Source organism: Streptomyces sp. NPDC001222 (assembly GCF_042896945.1).
Taxonomy (GTDB): Bacteria; Actinomycetota; Actinomycetes; order Streptomycetales; family Streptomycetaceae; genus Streptomyces; species Streptomyces gibsoniae.
The window spans coordinates 122,029-137,279 of record NZ_JBIAXT010000017.1; the positions used below are offsets into that span (position 1 = coordinate 122,029).

Sequence of the window (15,251 nt, forward strand, 5' to 3'; positions counted from 1 at the left end):
GGGATGGTGTGCCGCACCGGCGCACCACCACTGGGAGCCAGGCTCAGCGCCCGCGCCACGGCACGGGAACGTTCCGGCCGGTCGGCAGGGTGCGACCCGGGTGGGGCCCGGACGTCCAGTAGACAACGGCTCTCGGTCGACCCGCAGCCAGCGGGTCCCAGGTCGGCCCGAAGGGCGCCGGGCCCCCATCCGCAGCAACGTCCCTGCCGGGTCCGGTGAGAGGCCGCCGAGTGCCCGGCGGAGCACGGGCACGGCCCCCGAAGTGCGCAGAATGCGCAAACCCGCCCTCTTACCCGACTCTTGTGGAATCGACACCCCCATACGAACGTGCTGCCACGTCCGTCCAGGCGACGGCCATTATGGTGGTTGCCTGCGTACGGACACGAAGGGGCAGCAGTGAACGACGGCGACGGGACCCTCGCGGCAGAAGCCCAGGGGAGGCAGTTCGGCCCGCTCGGCACCGCCTTGGTGATCATCCCGACCTACAACGAGGCCGAGAACATCAAGACGATCGTCGGCCGCGTGCGGTCGGCCGTGCCCGAGGCGCACATCCTCGTGGCCGACGACAACAGCCCCGACGGCACGGGCAAGCTCGCGGACGAACTCGCGGCTGAGGACGACAACGTCCACGTCCTGCACCGCACGGGCAAGCAGGGACTGGGCGCCGCGTACCTCGCGGGCTTCCGCTGGGGCCTGGAGCGCGGCTACGGCGTCCTGGTCGAGATGGACGCCGACGGCTCCCACCAGCCGGAGGAGCTGCCGCGTCTGCTGACCGCGCTCAAGGGCGCCGACCTCGTGCTCGGCTCCCGCTGGGTGCCGGGCGGGCGGGTCGTGAACTGGCCCAAGAGCCGGGAGTTCATCTCCCGCGGCGGCAGCCTCTACTCGCGTCTCGCTCTCGATCTGCCGCTGCGCGACATCACGGGCGGCTACCGCGCCTTCCGGCGCGAGACCCTGGAGGGCCTGGGCCTCGACGAGGTCGCCTCGCAGGGCTACTGCTTCCAGGTCGACCTGGCCCGCCGCGCGGTCAAGGCCGGCTACCACGTCGTCGAGGTGCCCATCACCTTCGTCGAGCGGGAACTGGGCGACTCCAAGATGAGCAAGGACATCCTCGTCGAGGCGCTGTGGCGCGTCACGGCGTGGGGCTTCGGGGACCGGGTGGCCAAGGTCAAGGGCCGCGGCACCGCCTCCTGAACGTCCGGAGCCCCGCTCCCGGATCCGTGCGGGCCGCTCCCGGATCCGTACGGGCCACGCGTCAACCGCGAGCCGTCTCCGGCGGTCGCCCGTACGGGTCTCCTCCACGGCGTCGGGGCCGCGGCCGAAGGGCCGAGCGCCCTCGTGTCGCTTCCCCGCCTGTCCCGGTCATCCCGCTTATCCCGCTCTGAGCCTGCTCCAGGCACACTGGGAGCATGACGACTGGCGCACCGACTTCCTCGTACCAGGCCCGGCCGGCCCGACCGCGGCGCTCCCGCACGCGCAGGTATCTGCCGCTGGGTGTCGCCGCCTGGCTGGTCCTGGAGATCTGGCTGCTCACGCTGGTGGGGCGGGCGGCCGGAGGGCTGACGGTGTTCCTGCTGTTGGTCGCCGGTTTCGTGCTCGGCTCCGTGGTCGTCAAGCGGGCCGGGCGCCGCGCCTTCCGCAATCTCAGCGAGACGCTGGGAGCCCGGTCCTCGGTGCCCGAGCCGCCGAGCGGCGGCAACGGCCTGATGATGCTCGGCGGCCTGCTCCTGATGCTGCCGGGTCTGCTCTCCGACGCGGTGGGCCTGCTGCTTCTGGTCCCGCCGGTCCAGCGGACGGTGAGCCGGCGTGCCGAGCGCACTCTCGACCGAAAGCTGCGCGAGGCGCCGTACGGCAGCTTCGGTGACGCCTTCCGGCAGGCTCGAATTCACCGTCCGGACGGAAAGGTCGTTCAGGGTGAGGTCATCAGGGACGAGCCCGGGGACACCCCGCGCGAGCCGCGTCCGCCGCTGACCTCCTGATGCTCGCGAGCACGCGGAACCGGGCCCCGAATCCGCCGAAGCGGACGGGGCCCGCTGAGATGTTCAGGGTCAGGCCGCGTCCCCCGCAACGCCGAGGCGTCGACCCGGCGGGTCGACTGTTGTCGCGAACACGGCAACGGGCGCCGCACGTCACACCGACGTACGGCGCCCGCTGAACCGGCGTGCGCTGTGTTGGTCGCCCAGTCCCCGGTGGGGACTACGCGGACTTGCGGCTGTCCCTCGGGTGGACCGCGATGTTCATCGCACCGGAACGGAGAACAGCCAGACGCTCCTCGAGGACCTCTTCGAGCTCCTCGCGGGTGCGCCGCTCCATCAGCATGTCCCAGTGCGTACGCGCGGGCTTGGCCTTCTTCTCTTCCGGGCCGTCGCCGTCCACCAGGAGTGCCGGGGCCCCGCAGACCTTGCACTCCCACTCCGGCGGGATCTCCGCCTCGACCGAGAAGGGCATCTCGAACCGGTGCCCCTTCTCGCATGCGTACTCCACGGCCTGGCGCGGAGCCAGGTCGATGCCGCGGTCCGTCTCGTAGCTGGTCACCACGAGGCGCGTGCCGCGAAGAGCTCGCTCACTCATGAATCGTGCCTCCCGGGCTTGTCGCCCACAGGACAGGTGTCGCTGTCGTCGTCATCCGGTCAACGTCCGGTCGGCGGTAAAGATTCCCGTTCCGAGTCCCGTTCCGGGTCATGCGTCGCCGTCGTAGCCGCCCCTTGTTGTACCCACCGGCGCCCGGTTTGTCACATCTGCTAACAGATGTCACCCAGCGATTCGGCTCCTTTGACGCGCAGTAACGGTACGCCTGGCAGGCCAAACGCGTACACTACCGCCCTTTGCCATCAGGTGCTAAATCCTTTCGGGTACCGGATTCCCCGCGTCGCGCACCGCCTGCCGTACCGGAACGCGTGCCAGCAGGACGAAACCGAGGGCGAAGAAGATCACCAGCGAGATGATCGCGTCCCGGTAGCTTCCGGTCACCTGGTAGGTGATCCCGAACAGCAGCGGCCCCAGCCAGCTCATCCCACGGTCGCTCAGCTCGTACGCCGAGAAGTACTCCGCCTCCTTGCCGGGCGGCACGAGATGCGAGAACAGCGACCGGGAGAGTGCCTGGCTGCCGCCGAGCACCAGCCCGATGCAGGCCGCGAGGAGGAAGAACCCCACCGGCGCGCCCGCGGGCAGGAAGTAGCCGGCGCCGAGTGTGAGCGTCCAGGCGACGAGTGAGCCGAGGATGGTCCGTTTGGCGCCGTGGGTGCGCGCGAGCCGTCCCATGCCGAGGGCCCCGCCCACCGCCAGCACCTGCACCAGCAGCACGGCGGTGATCAGTGTGGACTGGCTCAGTCCCAGCTCCTGGGAGCCGTACACCGAGGCCTGCGAGATCACCGTCTGGATGCCGTCGTTGTAGATGAGGTAGGCGAGCAGGAAGGCCAGGGTCAGCGGTTTGCTCCGCATGTCCCGCACGGTGGCCGCCAATTGCCGCCAGCCGTTCACCGCGGGTGCCGAGGAGGCGGAGGGCGCCCTACGGCGATCGCGCAGCCGCCGAAGCGGTACGAGCGTGAAAGCGCCCCACCACAGGCCCGCCGAGGCCAGGCAGACACGGACCGCCATGGACTCCGACAGGCCGAAGGAGTCGTGCGCCGTGAACAGGACCAGATTCGCGATCAGGACCAGGGAGCCGGCCGCATAGCCGAAGGCCCAGCCGCGCGAGGAGACCGCGTCGCGCTCCTCGGGCGGGGCGATCTGCGGCAGATAGGAGTTGTAGACGACCATCGAGACGGCCATCGACGCGTTCGCGACGATCAGCAGCAGACCGCCGAGCAGATAGCGGTGGCCGTCCAGGAAGAACAGGCCCGCGGTGGCCGCGGCGCCCAGGTACGCGCACAGGGCGAGCAGGGGCTTCTTGCGGCCGCTGCGGTCGGCCGCCGCACCCGCTAGCGGCATCACCAGGATCGCCACGACGACGGAGGCGGAGACCGCGTACGCGAAGAACGAGCCCGCCCGCACCGGGATGCCCAGCGGGTGCACAAAGCCGTCCGCGTCCGCCGCCGCCTTGGCCACGGCGGTGAGATAGGGCCCGAGGAACACGGTCAGCACGCTCGTCGAATAGACCGAGCACGCCCAGTCGTAGAAGTACCAGCCGTGCTGTTCACGCCGCCGCTGGGCGGCCTCGTCGTTCTCCCCCGGGGACGGGGGCACGCTCCGTCCCGGGGGCACCCCCATCGTCCGCTCGGTGTCGATGTCCACCCGTGCCCTCGCTTCCCCGCGGTACCTGATCGTGCGCGGGCGTCAGACCCAGGTGCCCCGGTCCTGGAAGACCTTGCGCAGAGTGTCGATGTGATCGGTCATGATGCCATCGACTCCCAGGTCCAGCAGCCGGTGCATGTCCTCGGGATCGTTGATCGTCCACACATGCACCTGAAGCCCGAGCGCGTGAGCGGTGCGCACGAAACGGCGGTCGACCACGGGCACGCCCGACTGGGACCAGGGGACCTGGGCCGCGACCGCCGAGCGCCGCACCGGCGCGGGCAGCCCCCAGGAGCGCAGCCGGAGACCCAGCACCCCGCGGGTGCCGTAGGACGTCGCCAGGCGCGGCCCCGCCAGCCGCTGGGCCCGTGTCACGCGCGCCTCGGAGAACGAGCCGACGCAGATCCGGTCCCAGGAGTTCGTGCGCCCGATCAGATCGAGCAGGGGGAGCAGACCGGGCTCCGCCTTGACGTCCACGTTCCAGCGCACCTCGGGGAACTCCTCGAGCAGTTCCTCGAACAGCGGCACCGGCTCGGTGCCAGCCACCCGAGCCTGGCTCACCTCGCTCCAGGGCAGGTCGGCGATCCGGCCCGCTCCGTCGGTCACCCGGTCCAGGGTCGCGTCGTGGAACGCCGCCAGCTTCCCGTCGGAAGTGGCGTGCACGTCCGTCTCGATGTACCGGTAGCCCGCGGCGACCGCGCGCCGGAACTGGGCCGCGGTGTTCTCCAGGCCGTCCGCCGCCCCGCCCCGGTGGGCGAAGGCGATCGGGCCGGGATGGTCGAGATAGGGGTGGCGTATGAGGGTGGTCACCGAGGCAGTATCGCCCGTTCCGGTTGCCCCGTGGCAACGACCGCGCTGCGGCCCGATGCCCGGGGGACGGCGAACACGCGCAGGAAGAACTGGGCGAGCGGGCCGATGCACAGCGCGTACAGGACCGTGCCCACGCCCACGGTGCCGCCGAGGGCGAATCCGGTCGCGACGACGGCGACCTCGACGGCCGTGCGGATCAGCCGGACGGAGCGGCCGGTACGCCGGTGCAGTCCGGTCATCAGGCCGTCGCGCGGCCCGGGCCCGAAGTCCGCGGTGATGTAGAGGCCGGTCGCCATGCCGTTGAGCACGACGCCCGCGAGAAGAAGGGGCACCCGCACGGCCAGGGAGTGGACCTCGGGGAGCACCGCGAGGGTGGCGTCCATGGCGAAACCGATGACGAGCACGTTGGAGACGGTGCCGAGGCCGGGGTGCTGGCGCAGCGGGACCCACAGCAGCAGCACGATCGCGCCGACGATCGTGAGGACCACGCCCATGTTGAGCCCGGTCAGTTCCGCAAGGCCCTGGTGGAGGACGTTCCAGGGCTCCAGGCCGAGGCCCGCCTGTACGAGGAGCGCGGAACTCGCGCCGTAGAGCGCCAGGCCCGCGTACAGCTGGAACAGCCGACGCCCGAGCCGCCGGCCCTTCATGGACGTGTCAATGGACGAATCGAGAGACGGCTCGGCGGACAAAAGGAACCCCCCTGTGGTGGCAGTGGCCTTGCGCATGACACTCTGTGGCTTGGAAAGGGAAGCCAACCATGGCCAATTCCGGGAAGGTGGACTGGAAAGCATGGCACAGTGGACCTCGGCAGTGGGTGCGGCACAGCTGGCCCGGCTGCTCACCTCCCAGCAGGACCGCCCCGGGGGCCCCGGCAGCCGCCGCCCGCCCGCCTACCGCTCGCTCGCCGACGGCATCCGGCTGCTCGTCCTGGAGGGCCGCGTGCCGGTCGCGGCACGGCTGCCCGCCGAGCGGGAACTGGCGCTCGCCCTGTCCGTGAGCCGGACCACCGTCGCCGCCGCCTACGAGGCACTGCGCACCGAAGGCTTCCTGGAGTCCCGCCGCGGCGCGGGCAGCTGGACCGCCGTGCCGGCCGGGAACCCGCTGCCCGCCCGCGGCCTCGAACCCCTCCCGCCGGAGGCGCTGGGCTCGGTGATCGACCTGGGCTGCGCCGCACTGCCCGCGCCCGAGCCCTGGCTCACCCGCGCCGTACAGGGCGCCCTGGAGGAGCTGCCGCCCTACGCGCACACGCACGGCGACTACCCGGCGGGGCTGCCCGCGCTGCGCGCCATGATCGCCGAGCGCTACACGGCACGCGGCATCCCCACCATGCCGGAGCAGATCATGGTGACCACGGGAGCCATGGGCGCGATGGACGCGATCTGCCACCTCTTCGCCGGGCGCGGCGAACGCATCGCCGTCGAGTCGCCATCGTACGCCAACATCCTGCAGCTGATGCGAGAGGCGGGTGCCCGGCTGGTGCCGGTGGCCATGGCCGAGGGACTCGGCGGCTGGGACCTGGACCGCTGGCGCCAGGTGCTGCGCGAGGCCGCGCCACGCCTGGCCTACGTCGTCGCCGACTTCCACAATCCGACGGGCGCGCTGGCCGACGAGGACCAGCGCCGCCGCCTGGTGGAGGCGGCCCGGTCCGCGGGGACGGTCCTGGTCGTCGACGAGACCATGAGCGAGCTGTACCTGGAGGACGGCCTGAAGATGCCGCGCCCCGTCAGCGGCTTCGACCCGGCGGGCTCCACCGTCATCACCGTGGGCTCGGCGAGCAAGGCGTTCTGGGCGGGCATGCGCATCGGCTGGGTGCGGGCCGCCCCCGATGTGATCCGCAGCCTCGTCGCGGCCCGCGCCTACGCGGACCTCGGCACACCGGTGCTGGAGCAGCTGGCCGTGAACTGGCTGCTGAGCACGGGCGGCTGGGAGCAGGCGGTGGGTCTGCGGCGCGAGCAGGCCCGGGAGAACCGTGACGCCCTGGTCGCCGCGGTACGCAGGGAACTGCCCGCGTGGGAGTTCTCGGTGCCGCAGGGCGGTCTGACGCTGTGGGTGCGCACCGGCGGCCTGTCGGGCTCCCGGCTCGCGGAGGCGGGGGAGCGGGTCGGCGTCCGGGTGCCCTCCGGGCCCCGCTTCGGCGTGGACGGCGCCTTCGAGGGGTATGTCCGGCTGCCGTTCACGGTGGGCGGCGCGGTGGCCGAGGAGGCGGCGGTGCGTCTGGCCGCCGCCGCGCGTCTGGTGGAGACGGGGGTCTCGGGACCGACGGAGGCGCCGCGCACCTTTGTCGCCTGACGGCGGCGTACCTTCGCCGCCTGGCCCCGGCAGTGCGGAGGGGCTCGGCAGTGCGGAGGGGCTCGGCAGTGCGGAGGGGCTCGGCAGTGCGGAGGGGCTCGGCAGTGCGGAGGGGCTCGGCAGTGCGGAGGGGCCCGGCAGTGCGGAGGGGCTCGGTCGGGCGGGCCGGATCGTTGGGCGAGAGGTCGGCTGACGGGCCGTTGTGCGGGCGGGCGGCCGGTGTCGGTCCGTCAGCCCTCCGTGGCCATCGCCTCGATCCCCACCGCCGCGGCCGGCGTGTTGTGCTGCGGGAGCAGTCCGAGGACCGCCAGCCGGTGGCTCTCGCTGGTCGCGTCGTCGTACGGGTCCGGGGTGGCCGGCACCTGGAGCCGGTGGACCGGACCCGAGCCCAGGCGGGCGTAGCCCCGGCCCGGCGGGACGTCCCGCACGGGCGTGGTGTGCGGGGGCACCCCGAGCACCGCCTGCAGCTCGTCCGCGGCCGCGGGGCCGAGCACCACGCGCGCGCGGGTGTACTGCCGCACCGCGTCCGACAGTCCGTCCAGAGCGTCCAGCTGCTCGGCCACCACGACCGTGACGTTCGCCGCGCGCCCGTGCCGCAGGGGCACCTGGAGCAGAACCTGGGGATCCTCGCGGCCGTCGGCGGCGGCGAGGTGACCGAGCGCACCCGGCCGGTCCAGCAGGATCCACAGCGGACGCCTGATGTCGTCCGGCGAGGGGTGTCCGGCCTGCCGCGCGCGGTTCGCGGAGATCAGCCGCCGCTCCGTCTCATGGGTCGCCCATTCCAGGCTGGACACCGCGCCGACGAGGCCCGACTCCACGGACAGCACCCCTTTCCGGCCCGTCAGGCACGCGTACTCGCCGGTGTCACCGCCCTCGACGATCAGGACGTCGCCGTGCTGCAGCGCCTGGAGGGCGATGGAGCGCACCAGCGTCGTCGTGCCGCTGCCGGGCGCGCCCGCGATCAGCAGATGCGGTTCGGTGGAGCGGGAGCCCGTGCGCCACACCACCGGGGGCACATCGCGCTGCTCGTCACCGTGGGTGAGTGGAAGGGTGCGCTGGACGCCGGTGGGGTCGGTGAAGCCAAGGACCGTCTCGCCCGGTGCGGTCACGAAGCGCTGGGCCGCGATGTCGGTGGGAAGGGGCGGCAGCACGGTCACCGTCAGCTCGTTCGCCTCCTCGTCCCAGGTGAAGTGGTACTCGCGGCCCCGGCCGGACTTGGCGTGCAGAAGCTGCTCGATCCGGGCCCGTGAGGCGGCCTCGCCGTCGGTGAAGTAGGCGGGGTAGCGGACCCGGAGCCGTGAGATCCGGCCGGTGTCGTCGAAGTCGTACGAGGACAGCGCCCGGGTCCAGTCCCCGCCGTGCGCGTAGAGCGGATCGGGGTCCTGGGCGGTCGAGAAGTACGGGACCAGCGCCTCGTACAGCGTTCGCAGGCGCTTGGTCTGCGCGTCGTCGGGCCCCGAGGGCTTGGGCTTTCTGCGGTCGCGCCCCTTCCAGGCCGCGGCCGCCATGAGCGTGAGTCCGGCGAGCAGGGGCCCGTACGGCACCAGGGCGACGACCAGGATGACCGAGGTGACCAGGAAGAGGAGCGGTCCACGCCGGTCCTTCGGGGTGGCCGACCACCTGCGCCGCCCGGCTCCGGCCAGCCGGTGCAGACCGCGGGTCAGGAGGAACAGCGGCTGGAGGACGTCGCCCGCGCCGCCGGCCGCCGTCCGGGCCAGCTGGCGGCTGCGGGCCATCTGGGCGCTGCCGTTGCGCAGGATGCGGGGGAGGGGGCGCCGGGCCACGTCGTTCTCCTGGGGGTGCGTGCGGGGGCGGGAGCGGGGTCAGAAATTGATCCCTCCGAGCAGGCTCGCGAGGCTCTGGCCGCCGGCCTTGATGCCCGGAGCGATGCCGGTGCTGGCGAGGTAGAAGCCGAAGAGGGAGCAGACTGCGGCGTGCGAGCCCTTGAGGCCGTCCTTCCTGGAGAAGAGGAAGACGCAGGTGCCGAGCAGCAGCACACCGGAGACGTTGAGGACCATGGGATCTCCTGGATCTCGGGGACTGTCACCATGAGTACTTCCAGGCTCACAGGATGTATCCATACGATAAAAGGTGCAAACAGGTGAAATCGTCCAACTTTCGCTCGGTTGGTGGAGCCACCCTGCAGGGAGGGAGCCCGTGCGCGCGCCGCGACGGACCCTGTCGTGATCTTTGCCTGGCGGGGTGCCGGTCATGTGCCATGGAAGCCAGTACGCTGGCGATTCACCCGTACGGCGGCACCGCTCGCCGTCGTACGCGCCCCTGTGCGACGGCACCGCTCGCTGTCGTACGCTCCCGCAGTCCCCAGCAGTCGTAGTGAGAGGCGGTCCGGCTGATGAGTGAAGCCCCCGACCCCGAGGTCGTGGAGCTGGCGACCAAGATCTTCGATCTGGCGCGCCGAGGCGAGACCGAGGCGCTCGTCGCGTACGTCGACGCGGGCGTTCCGGCCAACCTCACCAATGACCGCGGTGACTCCCTGGTGATGCTCGCCGCCTACCACGGCCACGCCGACGCCGTACGGGCCCTGCTCGCGCGGGGCGCGGAGGTGGACCGGGTCAACGACCGAGGCCAGACCCCCCTTGCCGGGGCGGTCTTCAAGGGCGAGCTGGAGGTCGTCCAGGCGCTCCTGGACGGCGGCGCCGACCCGGCCGCAGGGATGCCCTCGGCCGTCGAAACCGCCCGGATGTTCGGCAAGAACGATTTGCTCGAACTGTTCGGCGCACACTGAGCCGAACGCTCTGACCAGCGAAGACAACGAAAACGGGGGAGGCGGTACGGGGCCGCCCGAAATAAGGTCGCGGCAGTGTGAGAGGCCGGGTCATCATGACGTCGTGATTCACGGACGCGATGGCTGGGCAGGTGTTGCCGCACCGCGCGGCCCGTGATGCGGTCCGCACGGGCCACCGACGAGAGGCAGAGGAAGATGGTCTACAGCAAGCAAGAGACGGCGGGCGCCCCGACGTGTTGTCACGCGGCCAGGTAGTGCGTGTTCCCCGGTTGCGTCGACGCTTGATGTGAGGCTGTTTCCCATGTTCGAACCGGTCATAGCGCCCAGTGGAACGCTGCTCGGTCTCCTGCAGAGGGGCCGCGGCGACGGCACGCTGCACGCGCTCACCGCACCGCGAGCCGAGGCGCTCGCGGCTCTGAACCACTGTGTACTGCGCGATCCCCGCCACGACTGGCAGGTGGAGAACCGCTCCCTGTACTACGCCCGGCTCTATCTCGATCTGAACGGCGAGCTGGACGAGATCGAGGACCACCTCTTCGGCGCCGAGGACGTCCTGGACACCGACGAGTCCCGCACCGGGCTCGCCCTCGCGGTCCTCGGGCACCTCGCCTCCTACGGCAGGCGTGACGCGCTCGCACTGCTGCGCAGGTACGCGGCCTCGGGCAGCAACTGGGCCTGGGCGCTGGACGAACTGGCGCTGCGGGACGACGACGCGGGGCTGCGCGCCCTCGCCGCTCCCGTGCTGGCCCGCTTCCCGGCCGACGCCGAGGGTGAGGCCGAACTCGCCGTCGCCGTCCGGGACGCCTTCGAACCCCGGCCCTGGCGGCTGTGGGCCGACGACGCCCGCGAGTCCGTCGCCGCGCGCGTGCGTGCCGCGCAGGAGGCCGGCTGTTTCGACCGGTGGCAGCGGCAGCTGCGGCCCCAGGGGCCCCGGCCGGACTGGAGCGTCCAGGCCGTCTTCGACTGGGCCCAGCAGGGCATCGAGCGCGGCGCTGCCCTGCATGTGCCCGCCGCCCGCTGTCTCACCGCCGTCGCGGGTCCCGAGGACCGGGCTGAGATCGTCCGGGCCGCTCGCCACGGGAGCGACGGGGCGCGTTGCACCGCCCTGCGCTACCTCGCCGACGGCAACGACCCCGACGCCCTCGACCTCGTCGAGGACGCCGTGGCCACCGGGTCCGCGCTCGTCGTGGACGCCGCCGTGGACGCCTTCGAACGCATGCGCAGTGTGTCCGCCGTCGACCGGGCGCGCGGCTGGGCCCGCCGGCCCGACGCCCTGGGCGCCGCCGCCGGACGTGTGCTCGCCTGTCGGGGCGGCGGCCAGGACCGCGACCTGGTCCTCGCGGCGCTGCGGGAGGCGGTGCGGGGCGAGGGCCCCGACGCACCGACCCTGTGGACCCTCGTTGACGGAACCGGACGGCTCGGCATCGCCTGCGCCGCGCCGGTGCTGCGCCACATCTACCGGGAGACCGCCTCCTCCCACCTGCGCGGCCGGGCCGCCCGCGCGCTGGCCGCCACCGACCCCTCCTTCCCCACCGGATTCGCCGTCGAGTGCCTGTGGGACTGCGAGGAGTCCACCCGCGAGATCGCCGCACGGCACGCCGAGACCGGCGACATCCGCGTGGTCGAGCAACTGCGCCGACTCGCCTCGGACCCGGCCGAGGAGGCCGAGGTCCAGACAGCCGTACGCAGCCGGATCGGACCCGACATGCCGACCGTGTGAACACTCATGCTCACCGTATGAACGTTCGGTGACCCGGGGGTCAGGAACGTATGGACAGGGGCTGACCTGCTCGGCTGCGCAGCCCAACGCTCATGGGACGTTCCCCGGCCGGAAAGATCCACGTTGACGCGGCCACGTCCGGCGCGGCGAGAACACGGGTATGCGTGTCGTCATCGTGACCGAATCCTTTCCCCCCGATGTGAACGGCGTGGCCCATTGCGCGCTCCAGACCGCCCGGCACCTCGTCGATCGCGGTCACGCTCCCCTCGTCGTCGCTCCCGCCACCTCCAGGTCCTCGGCCTCGTCCGAGCCGGGAGGTGGCGCGGCCAAGACCGCGGCCGACGCTCTCGCGCCGTGCCCCGTGGTCCGTGTCCCCTCCCTTCCGCTCCCCGGCTATCCCCAGGTGCGCGTGGCACTCCCCAGCCGGCGCGTCGCCGCGGCGATCACCGCTCACCGCGCCGACATCGTGCACCTGGCCAGCCCCTTCATCCTCGGCGTCCGCGGTATGGCCGCCGCCGCCCGGCTCGGCATCCCCGCCGTGGCCATCTACCAGACCGACCTGGCTGGATACGCCCGCACCTACATGGGCGCCGGCGAGGCCGCGGCCTGGCGGCGCATCCGCTCCGTGCACGCCGCCGCCGACCGCACCCTCGCGCCCTCCAGCGCGGCCCGCAACGACCTGGAGGCACACGGCGTGCCCCGGGTGCAGCTGTGGCCACGCGGCGTCGACACCGTCCGTTTCCGGCCAGACCTGCGCGACGAGACGATCCGGCGGGAACTCGCCCCCAACGGTGAGTTGATCGTCGGCTACGTCGGCCGGCTCGCCCCCGAGAAGCACGTCGAGCTCCTCTCCGGGGTCTGCGGCCTTCCCGGGGTCCGCGTCGTCGTGGTGGGCGACGGACCCAGCGAGACCACCCTGCGGGGCGTCCTGCCCGGCGCGGTGTTCCTGGGCCGCCGCACGGGTGACGAACTCGCCCGGATCTTCGCCTCCCTGGACGTGTTCGCCCACACCGGCCCGTTCGAGACCTTCTGCCAGACCGTGCAGGAGGCCATGGCGAGCGGAGTACCGGTCGTCGCACCCGCCGCGGGAGGACCGCTCGACCTGGTGGCCCACGGCCGCACCGGGCTGCTCGTCCCGCCCGGTGACGCGACCGCCGTGCGGGACGCCGTTGCGGCCCTGGCGGCCGATCCGGCGCTGCGGACCGGGTACGGAGCCGCCGGCCGCGCCACCGTCGAGGGCCGCACCTGGGCGGCCGTCGTCGACCAGCTCATCGGGCACTACGAAGATGTGCTCGCCGCCCGCAAGACGGTGGTGGCGGCATGAGCTTCGCCACCGAGCGTTTCGGGGACGGTCTGCGGATCGTCCGGCTCGCCAACTTCGTGGCGCCCTCCTCCGGCGGACTGCGCACCGCCCTGAGGGAACTGGGCAAGGGCTTCAAGGAGGCCGGGCACGAGCCCGTGCTCATCGTGCCGGGCGAGCACCACACCGACCGCATGACCGAGCAGGGCCGGGTCATCACCCTGCCCGGGCCGCTGCTGCCCGGCACCGGCGGCTACCGGGTCCTGACGGACAAGCGGCGCGTCGCCGCCCTCCTGGAGGACCTGGTCCCCGACCGCCTGGAGGTCTCCGACCGCACCACGCTGCGCTGGACCGGCAAATGGGCGCGGCGGGCGCGGATCCCCGCCGTGATGGTCTCCCACGAGACCACCGACGGCGTCCTGCGCACCTGGGGTCTGTCCGAGGACCTCTCCCGGCGCGCCGCCGACGCCCTCAACACCCGTACGGCCCACACGTACGCGCGCGTGGTGTGCACCACCGAGTTCGCCGAGCGGGAGTTCGTGCGGATCGGCGCCCGCAATGTCGTACGGGCCCCGCTGGGCGTCGACCTGGAGCAGCGCCACCCCGCGCTGCGGGACCCGGGGCTGCGCGACCAGCACGCGCGCGGGGACGAGACCCTGCTCGTCATGTGCTCCCGCCTGTCCGTGGAGAAGCGGCCCGGTACGGCCCTGGACGCGCTCGAGGCACTGCTGCGGCGCGGGCGGCGCGTGGTGCTGGTGGTCGCCGGGGACGGACCGCTGCGCGCCCGGCTGGAACAGCGGGCCCGGGAACGCGGGCTGCCCGTGACCTTCCTGGGGCACGTCCGCGACCGGGAGCTGCTCGGATCGCTGCAGGCCACGGCGGACGTCTGCCTGGCCCCGGGACCGGCCGAGACCTTCGGGCTCGCCGCCCTGGAGGCGATGGCCTGCGGCACGCCCGTGGTGGCCAGCGCCCTCTCCGCGCTGCCCGAGGTGATCGGTTCCGCCGGGGCCACGGCCGTGAACAGCGGCGACGCCTTCGCGGACGCGATCGACCGGCTGATGGCACGGTCGGAGTCCGATCGCCGGGACGCGGCACGCGCGCGTGCCGAGTGCTTCGGATGGAAGACCGCGGTGGACGCGTTCCTCGCCGCGCACGACGCCCAGCCGGAGGACGCTCGGGCGCACGGCACCTCGTCGTACGACGCGCGGGCTTGTGTCACGCCCCCGTCTGCCGCGCCCCTGGCCCGGGACGCCGCTCGGGAGGGCGTCGCATGAGACCGCTGCGGTTCGTGGCACTCGGTGACTCGCTGACGGAGGGGGTGGGCGACCGCGTGGGGGAGACCTGGCGCGGATGGGCCCCCCTGCTCGCCGGTGGGCTCGGCTCCGTGGACGCGGCGGCGGAGTTCACCAACCTGGCCGTCAGCGGCGCCCAGACGCGGGACGTCCTGGAGCGGCAGACCCCGCAGGCGCTCGCCCTGCGCCCGGACGTCGTCTCCGTCGTCATCGGCGTCAACGACACCCTGCGCTACACCTTCGACATCCACGCCGTCGCCGCCCGGCTCGACCAGGTGTACGCGGCGTTCCGGGCCCAGAACGCCGTACTGCTCACGGCCTGTCTGCCCGACCCCGGGTCGATGCTGCGGCTGCCGGGAGCGCTGGCACGTCCGCTCGCCAGGCGGCAGCGGGCCGTGAACACGGTCGTGCACGCGCTGTCCGAGCGCTACGGGGCGGTCCACCTGCACGCCGCGGACGGGGAGTGGATCAGCGACCGCGCGATGTGGAGCGCGGACCGGCTGCACCCGGGGGAGCGCGGACACCGGCAGCTCGCCCGGCGGTTCCACGCCCTGCTCGCCGAGACGGGCGTCCCGACCGGTCCCGCGCCCTCGGCCGAACCCGAGTTCCCCGCGCCCACCCGCTCGGCGAACCTCTGGTGGCTCGCCACCGCCGGGACGGGCTGGGTGGCCCGGCGGTGCACGGACCTGCTGCCCCAACTGCTCACCCTGGCGGCGGCCGAGGTGCGCCACAAGGCCAGGGGCACCAGCGCCCGGCTCGACCTGAGCGCCTCGCACGCGGTGGCGTCAGCGCTGGCCGCGCTGTCGGTGGCCGACCAGCAGCCGGACGCCGCCTGAGCGGGCCGCCCAGGGCGTGTTGCGAAGG

General features: G+C 72.7%; 14 protein-coding genes. 8 read left to right on the forward strand and 6 right to left on the reverse strand.

All coding sequences use genetic code 11. From position 1 onward, the window contains the following. Positions 1 to 396: 396 nt before the first annotated feature. Positions 397 to 1,191 carry a polyprenol monophosphomannose synthase gene (locus tag ACFY2Z_RS23090; protein ID WP_390745975.1) on the forward strand — a complete coding sequence of 265 codons (795 nt, stop codon included), beginning with the start codon at positions 397 to 399 and terminating at the stop codon, positions 1,189 to 1,191. 215 nt (positions 1,192 to 1,406) lie between these two features. Then, positions 1,407 to 1,976: an FxsA family membrane protein gene (gene fxsA, locus ACFY2Z_RS23095; RefSeq protein ID WP_390745976.1), complete on the forward strand. Its 570-nt coding sequence runs from the start codon at positions 1,407 to 1,409 to the stop codon at positions 1,974 to 1,976. A 217-nt stretch (positions 1,977 to 2,193) separates the two neighbouring features. On the opposite strand, the gene ACFY2Z_RS23100 is transcribed toward fxsA, so the two are convergent. From ACFY2Z_RS23100 to ACFY2Z_RS23115, 4 genes are all read right to left on the reverse strand, one after another. Then, positions 2,194 to 2,568, reverse strand: a complete 375-nt coding sequence (locus ACFY2Z_RS23100) for an RNA polymerase-binding protein RbpA (protein ID WP_009187548.1) — start codon at positions 2,566 to 2,568, stop codon at positions 2,194 to 2,196. Positions 2,569 to 2,835: 267 nt separating this feature from the next. Beyond that, a complete protein-coding gene (locus tag ACFY2Z_RS23105; protein WP_390746016.1) occupies positions 2,836 to 4,206 on the reverse strand; it encodes an MFS transporter in 1,371 nt (456 codons plus the stop codon). A 66-nt stretch (positions 4,207 to 4,272) separates the two neighbouring features. After that, positions 4,273 to 5,040, reverse strand: coding sequence for a glycerophosphodiester phosphodiesterase (locus tag ACFY2Z_RS23110; protein ID WP_390745977.1), 768 nt, complete (start codon positions 5,038 to 5,040; stop codon positions 4,273 to 4,275). After that, positions 5,037 to 5,765: a YitT family protein gene (locus ACFY2Z_RS23115; protein WP_390745978.1), complete on the reverse strand. Its 729-nt coding sequence runs from the start codon at positions 5,763 to 5,765 to the stop codon at positions 5,037 to 5,039. The genes ACFY2Z_RS23110 and ACFY2Z_RS23115 overlap by 4 nt, the downstream gene beginning before the upstream one ends. Positions 5,766 to 5,829: 64 nt before the next feature. Between ACFY2Z_RS23115 and ACFY2Z_RS23120 the strand changes: the two genes are divergently transcribed. Then, positions 5,830 to 7,329, forward strand: coding sequence for a PLP-dependent aminotransferase family protein (locus ACFY2Z_RS23120; RefSeq protein WP_390745979.1), 1,500 nt, complete (start codon positions 5,830 to 5,832; stop codon positions 7,327 to 7,329). Positions 7,330 to 7,559: 230 nt separating this feature from the next. Here ACFY2Z_RS23120 and ACFY2Z_RS23125 read toward each other — a convergent pair whose 3' ends face one another. Together ACFY2Z_RS23125 and ACFY2Z_RS23130 are read right to left on the reverse strand one after the other, a co-directional pair. Then, positions 7,560 to 9,113 carry a hypothetical protein gene (locus tag ACFY2Z_RS23125; protein ID WP_390745980.1) on the reverse strand — a complete coding sequence of 518 codons (1,554 nt, stop codon included), beginning with the start codon at positions 9,111 to 9,113 and terminating at the stop codon, positions 7,560 to 7,562. 39 nt (positions 9,114 to 9,152) lie between these two features. Next, positions 9,153 to 9,347, reverse strand: coding sequence for a hypothetical protein (locus ACFY2Z_RS23130; RefSeq protein WP_355913849.1), 195 nt, complete (start codon positions 9,345 to 9,347; stop codon positions 9,153 to 9,155). A gap of 335 nt (positions 9,348 to 9,682) precedes the next feature. On the opposite strand from ACFY2Z_RS23130, the gene ACFY2Z_RS23135 reads away from it, so the two are divergent. The 5 genes from ACFY2Z_RS23135 (at position 9,683) to ACFY2Z_RS23155 (ending at position 15,223) form a co-directional block, all read left to right on the forward strand. Next, entirely contained in the window at positions 9,683 to 10,075 is a 393-nt protein-coding gene (locus tag ACFY2Z_RS23135) for an ankyrin repeat domain-containing protein (protein ID WP_390745981.1), read from the forward strand. A gap of 301 nt (positions 10,076 to 10,376) precedes the next feature. Next, positions 10,377 to 11,795 carry a HEAT repeat domain-containing protein gene (locus ACFY2Z_RS23140; RefSeq protein WP_390745982.1) on the forward strand — a complete coding sequence of 473 codons (1,419 nt, stop codon included), beginning with the start codon at positions 10,377 to 10,379 and terminating at the stop codon, positions 11,793 to 11,795. 160 nt (positions 11,796 to 11,955) lie between these two features. Beyond that, positions 11,956 to 13,119 (forward strand): glycosyltransferase family 4 protein, encoded by a 1,164-nt coding sequence (locus ACFY2Z_RS23145; RefSeq protein WP_390745983.1) that lies wholly within the window; start codon positions 11,956 to 11,958, stop codon positions 13,117 to 13,119. Then, on the forward strand, positions 13,116 to 14,369 hold the full coding sequence (locus ACFY2Z_RS23150) for a glycosyltransferase (RefSeq protein ID WP_390745984.1): 1,254 nt from the start codon (positions 13,116 to 13,118) through the stop codon (positions 14,367 to 14,369). The genes ACFY2Z_RS23145 and ACFY2Z_RS23150 overlap by 4 nt, the downstream gene beginning before the upstream one ends. Beyond that, the gene (locus ACFY2Z_RS23155; RefSeq protein ID WP_390745985.1) at positions 14,366 to 15,223 is read left to right on the forward strand and encodes an SGNH/GDSL hydrolase family protein; all 858 of its coding nucleotides are present in this window, start codon (positions 14,366 to 14,368) and stop codon (positions 15,221 to 15,223) included. Before ACFY2Z_RS23150 ends, ACFY2Z_RS23155 begins: the two co-directional genes overlap by 4 nt. Positions 15,224 to 15,251 lie beyond the last annotated feature (28 nt).

What these genes read in the sequence shown, in the direction of transcription:
- ACFY2Z_RS23105 (WP_390746016.1), bottom strand. Translation starts at nt 4,206, where the DNA reads ATGGGGGTGCCCCCGGGACGGAGCGTGCCCCCGTCCCCGGGGGAGAAC.
- ACFY2Z_RS23155 (WP_390745985.1), top strand. Translation starts at nt 14,366, where the DNA reads ATGAGACCGCTGCGGTTCGTGGCACTCGGTGACTCGCTGACGGAGGGG.
- ACFY2Z_RS23130 (WP_355913849.1), bottom strand. Translation starts at nt 9,347, where the DNA reads ATGGTCCTCAACGTCTCCGGTGTGCTGCTGCTCGGCACCTGCGTCTTC.
- fxsA (WP_390745976.1), top strand. Translation starts at nt 1,407, where the DNA reads ATGACGACTGGCGCACCGACTTCCTCGTACCAGGCCCGGCCGGCCCGA.
- ACFY2Z_RS23140 (WP_390745982.1), top strand. Translation starts at nt 10,377, where the DNA reads ATGTTCGAACCGGTCATAGCGCCCAGTGGAACGCTGCTCGGTCTCCTG.
- ACFY2Z_RS23145 (WP_390745983.1), top strand. Translation starts at nt 11,956, where the DNA reads ATGCGTGTCGTCATCGTGACCGAATCCTTTCCCCCCGATGTGAACGGC.
- ACFY2Z_RS23135 (WP_390745981.1), top strand. Translation starts at nt 9,683, where the DNA reads ATGAGTGAAGCCCCCGACCCCGAGGTCGTGGAGCTGGCGACCAAGATC.
- ACFY2Z_RS23115 (WP_390745978.1), bottom strand. Translation starts at nt 5,765, where the DNA reads ATGCGCAAGGCCACTGCCACCACAGGGGGGTTCCTTTTGTCCGCCGAG.
- ACFY2Z_RS23120 (WP_390745979.1), top strand. Translation starts at nt 5,830, where the DNA reads ATGGCACAGTGGACCTCGGCAGTGGGTGCGGCACAGCTGGCCCGGCTG.
- ACFY2Z_RS23150 (WP_390745984.1), top strand. Translation starts at nt 13,116, where the DNA reads ATGAGCTTCGCCACCGAGCGTTTCGGGGACGGTCTGCGGATCGTCCGG.
- ACFY2Z_RS23100 (WP_009187548.1), bottom strand. Translation starts at nt 2,568, where the DNA reads ATGAGTGAGCGAGCTCTTCGCGGCACGCGCCTCGTGGTGACCAGCTAC.